Source organism: Burkholderia sp. 4M9327F10 (assembly GCF_005503145.1).
Lineage (GTDB): Bacteria > Pseudomonadota > Gammaproteobacteria > Burkholderiales > Burkholderiaceae > Paraburkholderia.
On sequence record NZ_SCNV01000082.1, the window covers coordinates 13687 to 30805 of the forward strand.

A 17119-nucleotide genomic window follows, 5' to 3' on the forward strand; every position below is an offset into this window, starting at 1 on the left:
CATCATGCGTTACCCGAAACTCAAGGCCTGCGTCGCCGCACTTGCCGTCCTGTGGCTCGCCGGGTGCGCCGTCAGCCAGGGCGATGTGAACCGCGCCTACGACGCGGCGAACGCGTCGGCGACGAATGCCATGAACGGTGGACCCGGGCAGGCGCCGCTCGTTGAGGATGTCGCGGATGCGTATCTGGGTGACCGCATGGTGCCCGTCGCGTACGACGCGCAGTTGCCCGCGGTGTTCCGCGAAAAATCCGTCACGTTCCCCGCGAACCTGAAGATCAGCCAGATTGCCACCCTCGTGCAGAGCGCGACGGGCTACCCCGTGCATCTGGGCGACGACGTGTTCATCCCGCGCGATTCGCTGATCCCGAAGGTCCAGGCCGACAGTGGCGACGGCAAGCGGGCTGCCGGGGTGTCCGGGCCCGGCGCATCGCGCGAGGATCCCCTGTATGCCCAGCCCTGCCCGGACTGCAGGATCGGCGAGTACCTGAAGGGCGTAACCGAGGACCTCGGCCTCGACTGGTCGTTTGACGGCTCGACCATCAGGATCACGCGCTTTGTGACGCGCATGTACCAGATCGCAGCGATCCCCGGCAAGGTCTCGATCAAGTCGACCATGTCCAAGGGCATGAACACGTCCACCGGCAACCAGTCGAGCGGCAGCGGCAGCACAGGTTCGGGCAGCGACACCGGTTCGTTCTCGGCCGTCACGTCCACGGGGCGCGAGGGCGACTTCGACCAGATCGGCCTCATTACGGGTGAACTGAACGCGCTGAAGTCCCCGATGGGCAAGGTGACGGTCAACCCGCAAAGCCGTCTCGTCATGATTTACGACACGCGCGAGGCGGCTGACCGGATGGGCGACGTGCTGAAGCGCGAGAACGCGATTTCTACACGGCAGGTGATGATCCGCGTGCGCACGATCCAGATTGCGCTTAACGATGGAAGCCAGGCAGGCCTGAACGCAGATGTGGTGTTCAGCCACCTGCAGGGTGGTCTCGCGAAATACGCCATCAGCTTTACGTCGCCGACATCGCTTTCGTCCGGTGGTGGCTCGGTCGGCCTGTCGGTGCTCAACCCGAACGCGCCGTTTAACGGGACGAATGCGGCGATCAATGCGCTCAACTCGTATGGCAAGACCATCGAGGACGACACGCAGACCAAGCTCACGCTGAATGGCCTGCCGATCTCGGTGGCGTCGTTCCAGAGTGACGACTACCTGCGCTCGACCTCGGCGTCATCCGGCAGCCTGACCGGCACGTCCAGCGGCGTGCCCGGTCTCACGCCAGGCACCGTCACGACCGGCAACTTCCTGAACATCCTGCCGTCGGTGAACGATCACAACCAGATCATCCTCGCGTACTGGAGCGACACCTCGAAGCTGAACGGCCCGTTCACCAATGCGAGCGTGGGGTCTGGCCAGACCGAGCAGCAGATCCAGCTCGCACATACGATCGGCAGCAAGGATGACCAGACGATCTCGCTGGCAGACGGCCAGACGGTCGTGATCTATGGCGCGATGACGGACCAGAACAACAGCACGACGAACGGCGGCATCGGCGGTATCACAGGCACATGGAACAGGTCGCATACGTTCCAGGTGATCATGCTGACCGCCACCGTCGTGCCGTCGATGTGAGCGGCGCCATGCACGTTACCGAACCGTTACCCGGCGATAAACGGGCGCGACTGGTCTTTGGCCTGGACTGGCGCGCGTACCCGGTCAAGGGTGCCGGCGCCGAGCGGCGTCGCTATGCCGACGATTTTGGCGCAACGCACTACGTTGAGATCAAGGTCAACGGCGAGGTGCTTGGTGGCTTTGCCACGCCCGATACGACCGGAATGCGGGGCGCGCGGCTGTATTCGGGCGCGGCGCGCATCGCGCTTCACGAGCGCATCCGTTCGCGGCCGGCTGCGCTCGTGCTGCTGCAGGATGAGCAGCTTGTCCACCTCGTCCATGTGGTGCGCGGCGCTGTGCGAAGCGACGAGGCGCTCGGTCTTGAGGATGCGCGCAACCGCCAGGCCACGATCGAGGCCGAGAGCCGGCGCATGGGCCTGCAACTGACCGTCTTTGGGTCGGGCGCATCCATCGGCGATATCGACGAACCGTTTCATGCGACGGAGCTGCTCGCGCAGAAGAAGGTGGGCCGTGTCTCAAGGCTGCCGGTGTCGATACCGGCGCTGGTGCCCCTCGCGTTGATCGCGGTTGCGCTCGTCGTTGGCGTGACCTACGGACCGGGCCTGATCTCGCCGCCGCCGCAGGAGCACGTTGCGACCTGGCAGGAGCAATACGCCGCCGCCGTTGCAAACGCCTTTCGCGTTGCTCCGCCCCTTGCGTCACAACTCGCGCCGCAACTGCTCGCGCTGGGCGGGGCGACCGATGCGATCCGCACGGGCTGGCAGTTCGACCATGAGGACTGCGGCAGCCGGGGCAACTGCACGGTGACCTACCTGCGCGCGGGTGGCACCTTTGCAGGGTTCGACGCGGGCGCGACGGCCGGCATGCGTCCGGTGTCCTTCATGGCCGACGGCCTTCATCTCACGACGAAAGGCGTGGCCATTCCGAAGGTTGAGGGTGTGCGGCCCGCCGATGCAAGGAACTGGCCATCGCTCGAGGAGATGAAGCTGCTGCTGCAGACGCCCGCGCAGCGTCTGTCGGTCAAGGCGTTCGAGCTTGACAGCTACGGCTACCGGGTCGCGATCGAGGGCACACCGCGACCGCTTCTGGCGGTGTCGCCGGGGGAGGCGCACCTCGGTCCGGTCATCCGGGTGGGCACCTGGGAGATCGACGGTTACAGGTGGCAGAGCCCGTTGCTGGCCAGACTGCCACCCAACATGGCGCTGGAGTCCCTCACGGCCACGTTGCAGACAAAGGCGGGGAAGAACGGCACAGCCGGAATCAGGTTCGTTGCAAAGGGCAAATACTATGTACTGGGATAAGAAACTTGCTGTGGCCGTCTGCGTACTGGGTGCGCTGTGTACGGTCGGCGCGCGGGCGGAAACGCCGAAGCTCACGCTCGACGACGTCGACCAGCTTTCGCAGGCGAAGCTCGTTCACGACCTGACGGGCGGTGAAGCGAAGCCTGGTTCCGCGCCCCAGCCGCTACCGGCGTCCGCCGCCGCGGCGCCCGTGGCAGAGGCAAAGCCGGTCAGGCATATCGAGCCAGTCGCACCGGTGACTCCCGTGAACTTTGTTGGCGCATATCGCGACGAACACGGCGGATCGTTCGTGCTGTACGAGTTTAACGGCGCGGTCTATCCGGCCCGCGTAGGCGAGAAACTGCTCAATGGCTGGTCCACGCGCAAGGTCGACGGGTTTCTCGTGACGGTCGCGTCTGGAGCAGGAAAAGGAAGTCACACCTGGACCGAGCCGATCAGGTCGATGACACCCGTACTGACACCGGTCGCACCGGCGGTTTTCGCGGGCAGCTCGCTGCAGGCGATCAGGGATCTTGGCAGTCCGCTTCCACCCGCGGGTGTGGGCATGCCGGGACCGGGCATGCTGCAGGGGGGTGCGCAATGAGCCTCTTTAGCGGTGCTCCGGAAGCCGAAGAACCGGGTTCGTCGGGCATCCTCGCGCGGCTGCGAGGATGGCGCGCGAGCTTCGTCGAGCCTGCCTCGGGCAACCTGCCGATCGCGAGCGGCGCCGAGCCGCGGTTTGAGACCGATGCAGCGGTGGGGGAGCCAGCACGCGTGCGCGCACAGCAAGCGCGCGAGACGATGCGCGCGGAGCAAAAGCCGCAGCAGCGCTTCACGACGCCGAACCAGCCGGTCAATCCGCAGCACATGACGCTCGGCATGCGCCTGCGTGGTGGCGATATCACCGACGTCGATGCGCACGAATACCCTGGTGAAGTCGACAGCCGTGACACGGCGGAAGAGAGACCCGTAGATACGGCGGCGCGCGCGGATGGCGATCTGCAACACCTGGACCTTTCCGCCGCAAGTGTTGTGGACCACACGATATCGACGCCGGCAGCCGGGATGGAAGATGAGGCCGCAGACGCATCGGACGAACGTACGCCGCGGCCGGTCGATGAGGCACGCTCCATTGAGCTTTCTGTGAATGAGGCGGGCGCGGGAGTGGCCAGGACCGATGCCACCGCGACCGCCGGACCGGATGCTCAGGAGACAACGTCCCTGACCGAATCCGACGTCACGATCGAATCGATCGGTCTGCCGCGGCTCATGTCACTGGATTCGTTGCCCGCCTTCAAACGCATCCTGTGCGAGGCGACGCCCGACGCGGTGCTCCGCATCACGGCGGCCGTGCGCAGCCAGTTCGTCGCGGTAGACCTGCAGGCCGGCGTCGCCATCGTCGTGGCCACGCAGCGCTTTCATGAGACCGCGCTGTATTCGACGTACGTGAAGGATCTGGAGCGTGCGGACATTGCGGTGCGCGAGGAAATGATCGCCACCGAAGAGGTGATCGCCGCGATCTACGGCGCAGAAAAATCACGTTCGGCCGCGGTCATCCCCGAGACCTCGCGCGCGATCGGCACGTTCCGCGACGTGGTCGAGGCGGCGCACGCGTATGGCGCAAGCGACGTGCACTGGGAGGATCGCGATTTCAACGACCAGGCCGAACTGCGCTTCCGGGTGAACGGCGACCTTTACACCTACCGCCACATGCCAAAGGCCCTCGTGCGGCGCGCACTTTCGGCGGCCTATCAGGATCTCGTGCAGCGAAACACCAACTCGGGTGAGACGTTCCAGCCCAGTGCGCCACAGTCCGCGATGATTCCGCTCGTTGCTCATACAGACATGCTGAACCTGCGCTGGCAGAGTTCGCCGCTCGTTGGCGGCTTCGATGTGGCATTGCGGCTGCTCGACGGCAACTTCCGGAAGTACAGGGTCCGCATGCCGGAGACCATGGGGCTGGAGAAGAGCCAGCTCGACATCATCCGCTCGCTGGGCAATGTGAGCGGCGGGGTGACCGTGCTGACCGGCGAGACAGGGTCGGCGAAGACGACGCTGCTGCGCGCGCTCTCGTACATGATGGTGTCGCGCGATGTCAGCAAACAGTACGCCGTCAACGAACCGTCGGAGTATCCACAGCCGTGGCTCTCCGACATCTCGATTCCGCGACGCCCGGATGAGACGGACGACGAAGCGAACCGCAAGTGCGCGGAAGTGATCCGCACCATCATGCGCATGGACCCGGACGATGTCACCGTAGGGGAGATCCGCGATGCAGTGATGGCCGGGCTGGTCGCTGAACTGGCGCTGACCGGACACCCGGTGCGCACGACGCTGCATGCCGACGACATCATCAGTGCATTCATGCGTCTCGCCGGCGGGCGCCTGCGGCTGCCGATCGACGAGGTGTCGTCGGAAAAATTTGTCAACGCGGTAGGCAACCAGAAGCTGATCCCGCTGCTGTGTCCGAAGTGCAGGAAGCCGGCGGCCGATGTGATGCCTGCGGCGCAGCTCGAACTGCTGCGCTCGAAGTTCGGTCTGGACACGTCGAGGATGGCATGCCGCGACGACAATGGCTGCGAGCATTGCCGCCTGCCGGGTCTCTTCACGCGGGCTGGCAAGGTGGCCGCCGGCACGAAGGGCCAGACGCTCGCCATGGAACTGTTCCGGCCGACCGGGGAGTTCCTTGAACGCGTGGCCGTGCGCGACTGGCGCGGTGCCACGAAGGTATGGCGCGAAAGTCGCGTGACGGGCTTCGGCAATGCAGACATGACAGGCAAGACAGTGTACGAGCACGCGCTTTACAAGGCCTCGCTGGGCATCATCGATCCGCGCTTCATCGACGAGAGCATGAAACCGTTTGCCGGATACCGTGTGTTCGCCGATCGGGACGGGAGGATGCCGGCATGATCCGCTCACTGATCCACTGGGCCTTCCTTCTGCTCCCGGCACATGAGCGCCTGCGCATTGCGACATGGCGCTTTCGCAAGGTGCGCGAATCGTTCTACCGTGAGACGCGCCTTGATATCGTCGCGAAGAAAGGCGTGCGCAACCGGGAAACAATGCTCGAGCGGCTGACGAACCTTGAGCAGCGTAGTCGTACCCGCAAGACGCTTGTGTGGCCAGCCTATCAGGCAATTGGGCGCCGCCTTGTGGCCGGTGACAGCTTCGCGCAGGCCTTGCGCAGCTTCGTTCCGGTCGACGAATACGGTCTGCTCGAACTGGCGGGTGCCGCGACCCGCGAGGATGCGGCCGCGCGGGGGCTCGAACTCGCGGAGCTTGCGGCGCACGCCAAGCGGATCCTGTCGGACACGACCTCGATCCAGATGGCGTATCCGGCGTTCCTCCTTGTCTATCTGTACGGCTTCTGCATGCTTTTCGGTGGCGCGGTGTTCCCCGGCGTGGTTGAGGTGCAACCACTCGACCACTGGCCAGCAGCCGGACGCGTCCTGTACGCGATCGACACCTTCTGCTACCAGTACTGGTGGCTGTCCGGCTCCGTCGTGGTGAGCCTTGTATGCCTCTATTTCATGAGCCTGCGGCGCTGGGTGGGCCAGCTACGCAACCGGTTCGACAACATGCCGCTCATGTGGCGCAACCGTCGCGACCTGCGCGCCGCACTGCTGATCGTTTCGCTTTCCGGTCTCTTCGATTCGGGCCTGACGCTGCGCGCCGCGCTCGATCGTCTGACGAAGACCGCCGACCCCTGGCTGCGCTGGCATCTGAACCGCATGGGGCGGCGGTTGACGGTGACACCGGACAAGCCTATGCGCGCATTGGATACGGGAATTTTTTCGGAAATGGTCGTTGACCGGATTACCGACGCGGCGGGGCGCGATGAATTTGTGTCCGCCATCAGGCATCTCGGCCGCGAATCGCTGTCCCGTGTCGTCGAGACCGTGCAACGAAACGCCAAAGTTGCCCACTACGTGCTGCTTGGCATTGCAGCGGGTCTGTTTCTCACGCTCGGCGTTGGGTCCTACGCGATGACAGGTGTCGTGAGCATTGGACTTTCGTCGGCATCAACCCCCAACTCTCAGTGAGCCAGATATGAACCAGAACACCCGCCGTACCAACCTGCGCCGGATGGCGCGACGCCGTCGCCAGACCGGCGAACTCTCCTGGATTGAGGGCGGCGGCGTGCTCGCCGGCGCGGCCCTGCTCGCGCTGCTCGCGGTGGCCGCAGGGCATTTTGCGATGGATCGCATTCACGCCTTGCAGTTCAGGAATGAGGCGAGCATGTTCCACTCGGGCGTGCTTGATGCGACGGCCACTGATACGGACTTTGCGAACGAGACGCTCGGCACGCTTGCCCAGAATCACGCGTTTGATGAAGCCGGATCACGGGTATCCACGACGAACGGCACGCTGACAGGCATGTTTGGTGGCAGCGTGACTGCAGCTCCGGGCATGGTCTCGACCGCGGACGATTCGATAGCGTTGACGTATCCACTTCCGGCGGTGGTGTGCTCGCTGAGCGTTGCCGCGTTGTCGGACACCTACTCGATGGTGACGGTGAACGGTACGACCGTGTCTGGTCCGAATACAGCGTTTAGCAGCGCCACGGCCGCCACCGCCTGTGCGTCTGCCGGTCCGACTGCGTCGGTCGGGATGTACGCCACCAGGAACTAGATGCCCATGGTTAGCATCATCGAAATGGTGATCGTGCTGGTCGCTGCCGCTGCGATGACCGTGATCGGCATCCAGAAGGACTTTGCGAACCGGCGTGCCCAGCTGTTTGCCGCCGAAGGCCAGAACGAGCTCACACTCGTTGACGCTATCGGCGACTGGGCAAACACCAACTACGCGACACTCCTCGCGCAGTACACCGCGAGCGGGTCAGCGACGATCACACCACCGACCGTTGCTCAGCTCTACGCGGCCGGTGACCTCAAGCAGGCACACAGCGCCGGTCCGTTCTGGGGTGGTACGTATGTGATCCAGATGTCGATGGTGCCTGCAGGGTGTACCGAGGCTGCAGGGAACTGCGCAATCTCGTACGCGGTGTATCCGTCGCAGCCGCTCATTAAGGGCGGTACGTACGACGTCGACGGGGCATCGCAGATCGCGCAGGCAGGCGGGGCCCAGTTCGGCTATTCGCGCAACCAGAATGCGTCGACCATCACCGGGCTGAACGGTCAGTGGACCGCAGCCAATCCGCTGGGCAGTGTCCCGGGCGTCATTCTCTCGACCAACGGGCCGGGCACGGACGGCAATTCACTGTACATCCGGCGCGACGGCGGCCTGACGTGGACGGGCAGCCAGAACGTGAATGGCGTGGATCTGCACAACGTAGGCAGCATTGATGCCCAGGGAACCATTGCCGCGCCGACGCTCGCGGCCTCGAACGTCGCGGTGAGCAACGCCGTGCAGACGCCTGGCACGCTGCAGGTAGAGAACGCCGCGGGCACGGCGCCGGCGCCGATCGATACCGGGTCGGCCACCGTCAACGGCAATGAGACAGTGACCGGCACGATGACCGCCGGTACGGTGAATTTCAACACCACCGCGGGTAGCTGCACCTGGAACACGGTAACGATGAGGGGCGCTAACCAGTTCTGGGTCTGCAACCAGTCAGGCCAGTGGATTCCGCTCAGCCAGCTTCTCAGCAATTTCCAGACGCTGACGAAAAATGTTGGGTGGCAGAACGGCTGGGGAACAAATATCCCTACATGCCCAAATGGCAATCCGTGGGTCACCATCATTCCGAACTCGGCGGGCGCGAACGTCGCGTCCAATCCGCCGCTGGAGACCGTGCGGTTTTCCTATTACGTGTCGGGTGGGCAATACATGCTCCATATCCAGGAGTTTGATGCAAGCCAGAATGCCTACGAGGATCAGCTGGGCCTGACTGCGGAAGTGGACGCAGGTTGTTACTACGCCAACGAATGAGAGCGAAAAAATGAAGCGAGCTTGTACCGTTGTGAGTTTTCTGTTGGCGGTCGTCCTGGCGATGATCCAGACAGCCAACGCCCAGTTGAATATTGGAGCGAATGGGGCATTTCCCCAGCCGTACAGCCCTAACTGTGTCGCGCCTACGGTATGGACGCTGACCAATGGACACTATTCGTGTCAGGATCCGCCGCCGCCGCCGGCACCGACGTGCCCGAATGGGTATGTGGAAACAGCTTCGCCGACGTGGAACGGCTCGTCGTGGGTGGGGCTGATTTGTGCGCCGATTCCGACAGCACCTGATCCCACCACACTTTGTACCGCGAGTGTCCCGTCAGGGTACCAGCTCAGTGGCTCTATAACGTTGCAAGGACAGTACATCATCGGTGCGAGCTGGACGAACTGGAATATGGTTCCTGGGGCAAATCTGTCCTTCTGGATCCAGTATGCGGAAGGTGTTGGCTATCCCGTGAGTAGCGCAAGCGATACGACCTATATCGCATCTGCAAGAGGCCCGTATGTTCAGATCGGGGAGGCATGCAACCTTCAGAACACATACGAAGCGGTCTGTCTGGTTTCGCCAGGCGGCAATCTGGACTCGGTTTTCGCTGCCGCCTATGGGGTTAGTAACGGGCAGTGCAACCACTAAGAAAATGCCCCGCCATCTGTCATTGATAACGGGGCATTTGAAAAGCGCGTGCATCATCGTTGAAGCGGTGATGCCGGAGCGATGTGCCCCTGAACTGGTCGGTTAAGCGCTGGGTTATCCGATCACGTTACCGGTCGTGAAAGTGAAGCTCCGGGAGAACGCCGTGCCGTCGTACGTTCCGGAGAGGGCGACGGTATAGGTGGTGTTCGGCGAGAGCGGCGAAGCAGGGTACGCGACCGCTTCGAATGCCGGGATCAGCTTGTTCGGGTCACTGGACGAGTTGAGCACCTGAAGGCTGATTACGTTACCCGACGTGTCAGTCATCGTTCCGGTTTGCAGTACGACAGTATCGGTCGGGTTGCCTGTAACAGAGACCGGGGTGCCGAACGCGCCCGACGTGTTGGGTGGTGCGGGAGATTCAGCTGCTTCTTGGTAGGCGATGCCGGTTGTACCCTGACAGGGGAAAGTCAACGGTCCACTGGTGGTCATCGGCTGCAGATTTGCGATGCTCAGCGAGCCCTGGATCTCCGGAAAACCGTCAAACGAAATCTGGCTTACGCCCACACCCACAGACGTTATCGGCCAGGAGGCGATAGCAACGTGATAGACCCCGCCTAGCCATTCGTAGACAAGATTTTGACCATACTGCGTATTGGTAAGCGTGGCATTCGTGTAGTAGCCGCCGCTAACACCGCCAACGTAGACGTTCTGCGGATAACCGAAGTGAGTGGCGCGGTCGGCGTAGGTGTCGCCTGTGAATCCCGCACTGGGCGAAACTTCCGTATCGGTGATGGTTCCGCCGTTCGCGCTCATGTACTGGGCGTGTGCTGCTGCGGCGCTGTCGAGCTGGGTGTTTTCGACGAGTGCAGGGAAGCCACACTGCTGGCGCTCCTGGTTCAACAGGCTGAAAGCGGCGAGTTGGGCACTGCCTGCGCTGTACTGCGGCGTCGAAACGTTCGCGCTTGTGGCGGTACTGGCGCTGCTCGACGACGTGCCGCTGGAAGTGCTGCCCGAACTGCTCCCGCTGTTGCCACCACCACCGCCGCCACAAGCGGAGAGCGAAAGCGATGCGGCGATAGCCAGTGCGGTGAGTGTTACCTGCATATTCTTTTTCATAGGTTGGTCCTCGATTGTTGGCCGCGCCCTCTGCGCAGCCTTGATTTGATCTTATTGGGCGCCAGACAAAGTCAAGTCGTCGCGCGGGTGACTGGATGCATTTGCGATCGTGGATATTGTGCGATTTGCAAGTATGGTGTGACAGAACCTTAGAGATAACGGAAAGATCCGCTAATAACTTGAGATCGCCCTTCTTTTGTAACGGATACTGCGTGGTGATCGTGATGCCAGATGAATCAGCCCTATGAAGCACATGGTGTTCACTCAGGGCCTTTGCAGTGCTTCGCAACACGAATCAGGGCGAGCAGTACAAAACGCATGGCGGTTGCCGACCTGGGCCTGGTGCGCAAAAAATCGGCAATGGGAGGGGAAACCTGATAGTAGAGTGAGATGCTTGCTCGCCCAACTTTCGACCGACTGAGCACGCGGTCCCGGAAGGCCCGAAGGGCTAGGACTTCAGGGGCCTCGTAGTCGCCGAAAACAGCAGTAGCGATGAAACACCATCCGAAGTCTTTGTAGGTTGCGCCGCAGAAGGGGCAGACAGACTTCTTCGGCTCACCCCGGTAGGTAATCATCCGCGGAACCATTTTTTTTTGGCACGTCGCGCATATCGCACGATCATCGTTTGAGTGTCGTGTTTGCGCTGGTGTTGCTGTGCGCTGAATGATAGTCACCTTCGTTGCACGTGGCCCCCGGTTGCCGTGCGTGATCTCGAACTCTACCGTGTCGCCATTCTCCGGTAACGTCGTTCCCGATACGTCCCGTACACCGACGAAATAGTCGATGTTGTCCTGGCCAACGACAAAGCCGAAGCCCTTTTCTTGCGAAAACCATTTCACTGTGCCGCGCATTAAGTCCTCTCTTTTTATCGATATCCGATCGCCGCGGTCGGGTTTTAGGTCGGAACTGTCTTTTACCTGGATCTTCCGCGAGGTCGATTCGGTGGGTTGTAGATTTGGCCGTCGTTTCGTTGGGATTGGTGATCTTAGGGTTTTCGGGAGTTTCGCGTAAAAACTTGAATCGGTGCCTGCTGTCGATCGACGTGGTATAGTTGCATTACATTTGCGATGCACGGAGAATCCAATGAAAAATGCAACCATGCCGCCGTTGCGCGTTGATCCTGAACTGCGACAGGCCGCCGAAGACGTGCTCCACCAGAACGAAACCCTGTCCGCGTTCATGGAGGCAGCGCTGCGCGAAGGCGTCGCGCGTCGGCGCTTGCAGCGCGAGTTCGTTGCGCGGGGGCTCGACTCGCGAGAACAGGCGTGCCGCGATAACGAGTACTTTGGCGCCGACGACGTGCATGCCGAACTCGAAGGTATGCTGAACGCTGCGCGGAAGGTCCGGTGAGCTTTCGTGTCCGCTACACGCGCGGCGCGCGCGATGACCTTAAAAGGCTATACAGCTTCCTGCTCGAGCACGACGTTGGTGCGGCAGTACGCGCACTGGAGGCGATCCGCAAGGCTACCGACCTCCTGCGGGATTTCCCGTTCACATGCCGCAAGCTGGATGACGCCAATCCGTTCCTGCGTGAGCTGGTCGTCTCCTTTGGTGGCTCCGGCTACGTGGCCCTGTTCGAGATCGAGGGCCAACAGGGGGCCGGGGTCGATCTGGCTGACGAAGCCAGCCGGTACGTCACGATCCTCGCTGTTCGTCACCAGCGCGAAGAGGATTACCACTGAGCGTGTGAACCGCGGCAGCTACCGGAGCTTGCGCCGCTTCCAGTGAAAAATCCGCAGTCCTACAAAGACGCTGCCGAGCAGGACACCGGTCGCAAGCGGCGCCGCGCCCGCGAGGGCCGGCACCGCACGCGAACCCATATAGACGCAGAAGAAAGCGACGAGCACGCGCCCGAACCACTGTGCGCTGAACATGCGCAGCAGCACGGACGGCTGCTGGCCAGCCCACAGCGCATACGCTTCGTTGACCGTTTCCAGTTCGAACGCATCGGCCCTGCCTGCGCGCTCGGTCTGGTAGAACCGCTCGTACTGCTCGAAGCGGCCGTCGCCGCGGCCGTCAAGCCAGGCTGCGTTGCTGTCGGGCAAAAGGTAGTCGAAGTCTTCCACTGCCATCCTCTCAGTGCATCCGGTCTGCGTGCCACTCCACAGCACCGACGACGTGCCGGATGCATGAGCCGTCGGATTCGGAATAGAACTCGCCGGTTTCCGGATTTCGCCAGCCGAACTGCGCGCTGCCGTTGGCCGCGAACACGATCAGCCCGGCCGGCAGTTCCGGGTCCGTGCATTCATCAGGCTGCACCTGCATCACTTTTCACCTCCTTTGCGGGCTGCCCGCCGGCGCGGCCCGAGCTGGTGGTTGCAGGCGGGACACACGAAGCTGTTTCGCATCTCGATCTTGGCGTCGCTGTTCGAGACGACGTAGTGTGTGCCGCATGAGCGGCACGGCGCGAGTGCGAGCCGCGTGTCAGCCACCATCGATCGCGTCAGGTTGTAGCCACGATCCGGCCCGATCAGGGGCGCGCCGCCGAACAGCCGGCTGTAGATGTCGTTGGTCGCGATCAGCGCCTCGGCCGGGTTCCGGATGGCCATTTCCACGAAATGGCTGACCACGCTTGATGTCCACAAGCTGCTGTCGATCCAGAAGCGCATGCGCGCCGAAGCGAACTCGATGTATCTGGGCATTGGCTACGAGTGGACGCAGAAGCACTGCCAGATCGCGCATGACATCCTGCGCATGCCGTCCACCGACATCCCCGGTATGCCGAAGTGGCTCTCGAAGACCCGCACGGGCCGAAAGATCGAGGAGGCGATCGAATCGGTCTTTGCGCCCGCAGACAGCATTCCCGATACCGCGCCGCAGGGTGTGTCGTGGATTCACGGCATGGAGCCGAAGAAGGGACTGGTGCCCTTCCACTACAAGGCGATGGGCGGCCACACCCTCGTTGGCGGCACGACCGGCTCGGGCAAGACGCGCACTTACGAGGTCATTTCCACGCAGGTGATCCATCTCGGCGATGTGCTGCTCATCGTTGACCCCAAGAACGACGCGGAGTGGAAGAGGCGGGTTGAGAAAGAGTGCCGGCGCGCCGGGCGCAAGTTCCTCTACTTCAACCAGGCCAAGCCGTCCGAATCGATCCGGCTGAACCCGATCGAGAACTGGTCACAGCCATCGGAAATCCCCAGCCGCATTGCACAGTTGATGGAGGAGGGGCCGTTCCAGGACTTCGCGTTTCTCTTCATCGACCGCGCGGTGAAGGGCGAGCTTTATATCGGCGACAAGCCGACGCTGCGCTCGATCCTGAAATACGCGCAGTCCGGCATTACTGCGCTGCTGGAGAAGGGTCTCACGCGGTTTTTCCGGGAGAACGGGCTTGAGGACTGGGCGACGCTTGTTGCGACGAACCTCACCAGCCTTGGGCAAAAACCCGGCGCGTCTCCAGTCGACGGGATGGTGGCGCTCTACAACGCGCGGTTTGCAAAATTTGACCACGGTCATGAAGCGATCGACGGGCTGATCGCGACGCACGTACATGACCGCGAGCACTACATGCGCATCATTGCGTCCGCGCTTCCGTTGCTGCAGATGCTCGCGACCGGTGAAACCGGCCTCATGCTCGCCCCGAAGGTCGACGACTTTGAGGATGAGCGCGAGATATGGGACATCGACAAGATCATCAGGCAGAAGGCCGTGCTGTACATGGGCCTCGACTCGCTGTCCAACAACATCGTGCAGAAGGCGATCGCCTCGATGATCCTCGCCGATGTGGCGGCGGTGTGCGGTTCGATCTACAACTTCTACGATTCGCCGCCCGAGGTGGTGCTCATCATCGACGAGATTGCCGAGGCGATCAACGAGCAGGTGATCCAGGTGCTGAACAAGGGGCGCGGTGCCGGCTTCAAGGCATTTGTCGCCTTCCAGGCACGGGCTGACCTCGAGGCGCGCCTGGGGAATGCCGCAAAAATGCTGCAGGTTTTAGGCAACCTCAATAACCAGATCATCTTACGCTTGGAAGACAGCGACACGGCTCTGTGGTTCTCCGACAAGGTCGGAACGACGGCGATCCGCAACCTCGTGATCAACAGTTCAACGAGTACCGGTAGCGAGGCACATGTCGGTGAATTTAATGGCAGTGTGTCGCGCTCGCTTCAACTGGAGAAGGTTCCGCTTGTCCCGACAGACCTGATTCACCGGTTGCCGAACCTGCAGTTTTTCCTGCGCATCTCCGGCGGCACGGTGCATCAGGGCCGCATTCCAATCCTACAAGGCTGAAAACCAACGCATGTCCGCCGTATTCAAGAAAATCATCCGCGACTACAAGCTCTCGACCCGCCTGCTGCCGGTGTTCACGCTGGCGCCCGAGCTTGAGCTTGCGTGCGCCCGTGTGGCCGATTTCGTGGGGGAGAGGTTCATGGGCGAAAAGGAGCCGCTCGTCAAGGAGATGCTGGTGTCGGCGATCGCCGCGTTCAGGCGCGAGCGCAAGGCCGGTGAGCCCCACATTGCGTTCATGCAGGGACTCTTCGGACACGCCCATCTGCTGTATGCAAGGCGCTATGTCGCGCGCCAGGGCGAGCGCTATCACGTATGGTCGCCGATGCTCGAACCCGTGCCGGTGTTCGAGGCACGTTATGCGGATCATGAGACGGAGATGGTCGACGAGAAGTGCCCGGAGCGCATCACGCAGCGATCGGCCGCGTTCCAGCTTGCCGCACGGGCGCTGTCCGGAGAAAACTTCCGCATGTATTTCGAGGACTACGATGTCGCTCACTGTATTCCTGATAGCGAAGCTGACGAGGGTTGAGGCGGACGTCGCGCGCCGCGCGATGTCCACGGCGAAGTCCCAGGACGATCCCGACGCGCGACCGCCGCCCGAGTTCGCGTCCAGTTCGGGGGCGATGGTCTACGGACTCGCCATGTTTGCCTGCCGGCGGCCGGCGCATTTCTACCTGGGTCTGTGCGGGGTGGTGTCGTTCCCGGCCTATCTGCTGATCCATCTCGCGGGGTACCTTCATGGCCTCAGGTAGCCGGTTCTTTGGGCACATCAAGTGGTGGTTCTTTACCGTCCCCGTTATTGCAATGTGCGTGATGCCGGCCATTCCGTCGCCGGATCTGTTCGTTGTGTCCGACGAGGAGGCCAGTTCGGTGAGCGCGACGATCGGTGCGGCGCGCGCCGACGAGGCAACGAAGAATGCGAATACGCTCTTCAGGCGCGTGTTCGTCGACCCGGGCATCGTCCGGACGACGCTTCAGGCGACGTCGGCGTCCGAGGTCAACGACGCCGGCGCGAGCGACTTTGCGCGGACATGGGTGCGGCACTTCTGGATGCTGGTCTATCGCGCGGTTTACCGGCTGACGGTCATGAAGCTGTGGCTGCTCGGAACCGTCGCGTTCGGTGTCGCGGCGTTTGTCGACGGCACCGTGCGGCGCAAGATCAAGGCGGCTGCGGCCGGCTTTGTGAGTCCGCTGTCATTTCATCTTGCAGCACACGGCATCCTCCTGGTGTTCGGCGTCACGCTATCGGTACTCATCGTACCGGTCCCGGTGCTGGCCGAGTACTGGATCGGCGTCGCCGTCTGTCTGGCGTTGCTGCTCTGGAAGGCAGCGTCGTCGTATCAATGAAACCTGACCATTCACCATTCAATGAGGAAATCAATATGAAGCTTCAGGAAATCCTGCAGCGCATGCGTCCGGTCTGGATTGCGGCTCGACACGTCGCGTTCTGGACGAAGTGGGCGTTCTGCGTGCTCTTTGTGATCCCGGGCGTCATGTTGTGCGGGGTGCTTGCGCTCTACAGCCATTTCTCGTTTGCGACCATTCCACGTGACATTTACGGGGCCGTGGCAAATGCGCAGCACCGTCCCGCAGCCCCCGCTGGCTTCCTCAACGTAGAGCAGTGCGAGGATCCGAAGACCGGTGAAGGCGCGAAGCCGCAATCGCGGGTCTTGTGCAAGACGTGGGGAGTCGCGCAACGCTCGATCGATTCACTCGCGAAAGACACCGAAGAGAAACTGTGGGAGTTTTATCTCTTCGCGGTTTTTATGGGCTGCGGGTTGGTGATGGTGTTCGGTGCTTTCGAATCGAGCCGAAACAGGTTCAGGGCGCAGACGCGCGAAACCCGACACCTCGCGGTCCGATAGTCAGGCAGCCGTAAGGTCGATCCCGGAAAGCTACAGCAAAGGCTGCATCATTCCGGGAAACGGCCCATAACCGGTTAAGCCCTCACGCCTTTCTCCTCGCCGAACAGACTGGCGGGCGATCCTGGCGCCGCCAGCAAGGCACCCGTTCCGGGGTGCCGTCAGGAAAGGGACGTGCACGTACGCCAACGTCGACACCGTCAGAGTCAGGCCAGAGACATCGGCGCGACGGTGTCAACTATCCGGGCAAACGACTCCAGGCTGACGATTTTTGCGTGACGCCCTGACATCCGGTCGCAGTACGCTTCAATCGGACGACCCGCTGGCTTATGAGGCAACGTTCGGCCAACAGCGGACCGTCGTGCGTTCGGGCCGAGTGTCCGCCTTTAGCCGATCCGCAGAAGCATCTAATGCCAGTATGCAGTCGAAGATTAATGTAGCGGCAAACAGCGAC

Annotated in this window: 19 protein-coding genes; 14 read left to right on the forward strand and 5 right to left on the reverse strand. The window is 62.2% G+C overall.

All coding sequences use genetic code 11. The features are described 5' to 3' along the window. The first annotated feature begins 4 nt into the window (after positions 1 to 4). Genes FFS45_RS37905 through FFS45_RS37935 form a run of 7 tightly spaced genes read left to right on the forward strand, consistent with a single transcriptional unit; the run spans position 5 to position 8808 of the window. Positions 5 to 1636 carry a type II secretory pathway protein gene (locus tag FFS45_RS37905; protein ID WP_137959760.1) on the forward strand — a complete coding sequence of 544 codons (1632 nt, stop codon included), beginning with the start codon at positions 5 to 7 and terminating at the stop codon, positions 1634 to 1636. After that, positions 1633 to 2937 carry a hypothetical protein gene (locus tag FFS45_RS37910; RefSeq protein WP_249363097.1) on the forward strand — a complete coding sequence of 435 codons (1305 nt, stop codon included), beginning with the start codon at positions 1633 to 1635 and terminating at the stop codon, positions 2935 to 2937. The genes FFS45_RS37905 and FFS45_RS37910 overlap by 4 nt, the downstream gene beginning before the upstream one ends. Next, on the forward strand, positions 2924 to 3520 hold the full coding sequence (locus FFS45_RS37915; protein WP_137959761.1) for a hypothetical protein: 597 nt from the start codon (positions 2924 to 2926) through the stop codon (positions 3518 to 3520). Before FFS45_RS37910 ends, FFS45_RS37915 begins: the two co-directional genes overlap by 14 nt. Then, the gene (locus FFS45_RS37920) at positions 3517 to 5826 is read left to right on the forward strand and encodes an ATPase, T2SS/T4P/T4SS family (protein ID WP_137959762.1); all 2310 of its coding nucleotides are present in this window, start codon (positions 3517 to 3519) and stop codon (positions 5824 to 5826) included. The genes FFS45_RS37915 and FFS45_RS37920 overlap by 4 nt, the downstream gene beginning before the upstream one ends. After that, a complete protein-coding gene (locus tag FFS45_RS37925) occupies positions 5823 to 6959 on the forward strand; it encodes a type II secretion system protein (RefSeq protein WP_137959763.1) in 1137 nt (378 codons plus the stop codon). Before FFS45_RS37920 ends, FFS45_RS37925 begins: the two co-directional genes overlap by 4 nt. Positions 6960 to 6966: 7 nt before the next feature. Then, complete coding sequence (locus FFS45_RS37930) at positions 6967 to 7548, forward strand: type 4 pilus major pilin (RefSeq protein WP_137959764.1); 582 nt, start codon at positions 6967 to 6969, stop codon at positions 7546 to 7548. Between the two features lie 6 nt (positions 7549 to 7554). Beyond that, complete coding sequence (locus FFS45_RS37935; protein ID WP_137959765.1) at positions 7555 to 8808, forward strand: hypothetical protein; 1254 nt, start codon at positions 7555 to 7557, stop codon at positions 8806 to 8808. A 763-nt stretch (positions 8809 to 9571) separates the two neighbouring features. Here FFS45_RS37935 and FFS45_RS37940 read toward each other — a convergent pair. Next, positions 9572 to 10573: a CAP domain-containing protein gene (locus FFS45_RS37940; RefSeq protein WP_137959766.1), complete on the reverse strand. Its 1002-nt coding sequence runs from the start codon at positions 10571 to 10573 to the stop codon at positions 9572 to 9574. Positions 10574 to 10833: 260 nt separating this feature from the next. Next, positions 10834 to 11424, reverse strand: a complete 591-nt coding sequence (locus FFS45_RS42860) for a cold shock domain-containing protein (protein WP_137959767.1) — start codon at positions 11422 to 11424, stop codon at positions 10834 to 10836. Between the two features lie 232 nt (positions 11425 to 11656). On the opposite strand from FFS45_RS42860, the gene FFS45_RS37950 reads away from it, so the two are divergent. Together FFS45_RS37950 and FFS45_RS37955 are read left to right on the forward strand one after the other, a co-directional pair. Beyond that, the gene (locus FFS45_RS37950) at positions 11657 to 11923 is read left to right on the forward strand and encodes a YlcI/YnfO family protein (protein ID WP_137959768.1); all 267 of its coding nucleotides are present in this window, start codon (positions 11657 to 11659) and stop codon (positions 11921 to 11923) included. Then, positions 11920 to 12255 carry a type II toxin-antitoxin system RelE/ParE family toxin gene (locus tag FFS45_RS37955; RefSeq protein WP_137959769.1) on the forward strand — a complete coding sequence of 112 codons (336 nt, stop codon included), beginning with the start codon at positions 11920 to 11922 and terminating at the stop codon, positions 12253 to 12255. The genes FFS45_RS37950 and FFS45_RS37955 overlap by 4 nt, the downstream gene beginning before the upstream one ends. Before the next feature lie 18 nt (positions 12256 to 12273). Here the strand turns inward: FFS45_RS37955 and FFS45_RS37960 are convergent, their stop codons facing one another. From FFS45_RS37960 to FFS45_RS37970, 3 genes are read right to left on the reverse strand one after another with little or no spacing between them, the layout of a single operon-like run. Next, positions 12274 to 12645, reverse strand: a complete 372-nt coding sequence (locus FFS45_RS37960; RefSeq protein ID WP_349292347.1) for a hypothetical protein — start codon at positions 12643 to 12645, stop codon at positions 12274 to 12276. A 4-nt stretch (positions 12646 to 12649) separates the two neighbouring features. Beyond that, the gene (locus FFS45_RS37965; protein ID WP_137959780.1) at positions 12650 to 12838 is read right to left on the reverse strand and encodes a hypothetical protein; all 189 of its coding nucleotides are present in this window, start codon (positions 12836 to 12838) and stop codon (positions 12650 to 12652) included. Further along, positions 12838 to 13143, reverse strand: a complete 306-nt coding sequence (locus FFS45_RS37970) for a hypothetical protein (protein WP_349292348.1) — start codon at positions 13141 to 13143, stop codon at positions 12838 to 12840. Before FFS45_RS37970 ends, FFS45_RS37965 begins: the two co-directional genes overlap by 1 nt. Here FFS45_RS37970 and traD point away from each other — a divergent pair. The 5 genes from traD to FFS45_RS37995 are packed head-to-tail and all read left to right on the forward strand — an operon-like array spanning position 13076 to position 16668. Next, positions 13076 to 14803, forward strand: coding sequence for a conjugative transfer system coupling protein TraD (gene traD / locus FFS45_RS37975; protein ID WP_137959771.1), 1728 nt, complete (start codon positions 13076 to 13078; stop codon positions 14801 to 14803). The two genes, FFS45_RS37970 and traD, sit on opposite strands and share 68 nt — an antisense overlap. Before the next feature lie 10 nt (positions 14804 to 14813). Continuing rightward, complete coding sequence (locus FFS45_RS37980; protein ID WP_137959772.1) at positions 14814 to 15332, forward strand: hypothetical protein; 519 nt, start codon at positions 14814 to 14816, stop codon at positions 15330 to 15332. Further along, on the forward strand, positions 15289 to 15555 hold the full coding sequence (locus FFS45_RS37985; RefSeq protein WP_137959773.1) for a hypothetical protein: 267 nt from the start codon (positions 15289 to 15291) through the stop codon (positions 15553 to 15555). Before FFS45_RS37980 ends, FFS45_RS37985 begins: the two co-directional genes overlap by 44 nt. After that, positions 15542 to 16150, forward strand: coding sequence for a DUF4400 domain-containing protein (locus tag FFS45_RS37990; protein ID WP_137959774.1), 609 nt, complete (start codon positions 15542 to 15544; stop codon positions 16148 to 16150). Before FFS45_RS37985 ends, FFS45_RS37990 begins: the two co-directional genes overlap by 14 nt. Positions 16151 to 16185: 35 nt before the next feature. After that, entirely contained in the window at positions 16186 to 16668 is a 483-nt protein-coding gene (locus tag FFS45_RS37995) for a hypothetical protein (protein ID WP_137959775.1), read from the forward strand. Positions 16669 to 17119: the final 451 nt, after the last annotated feature.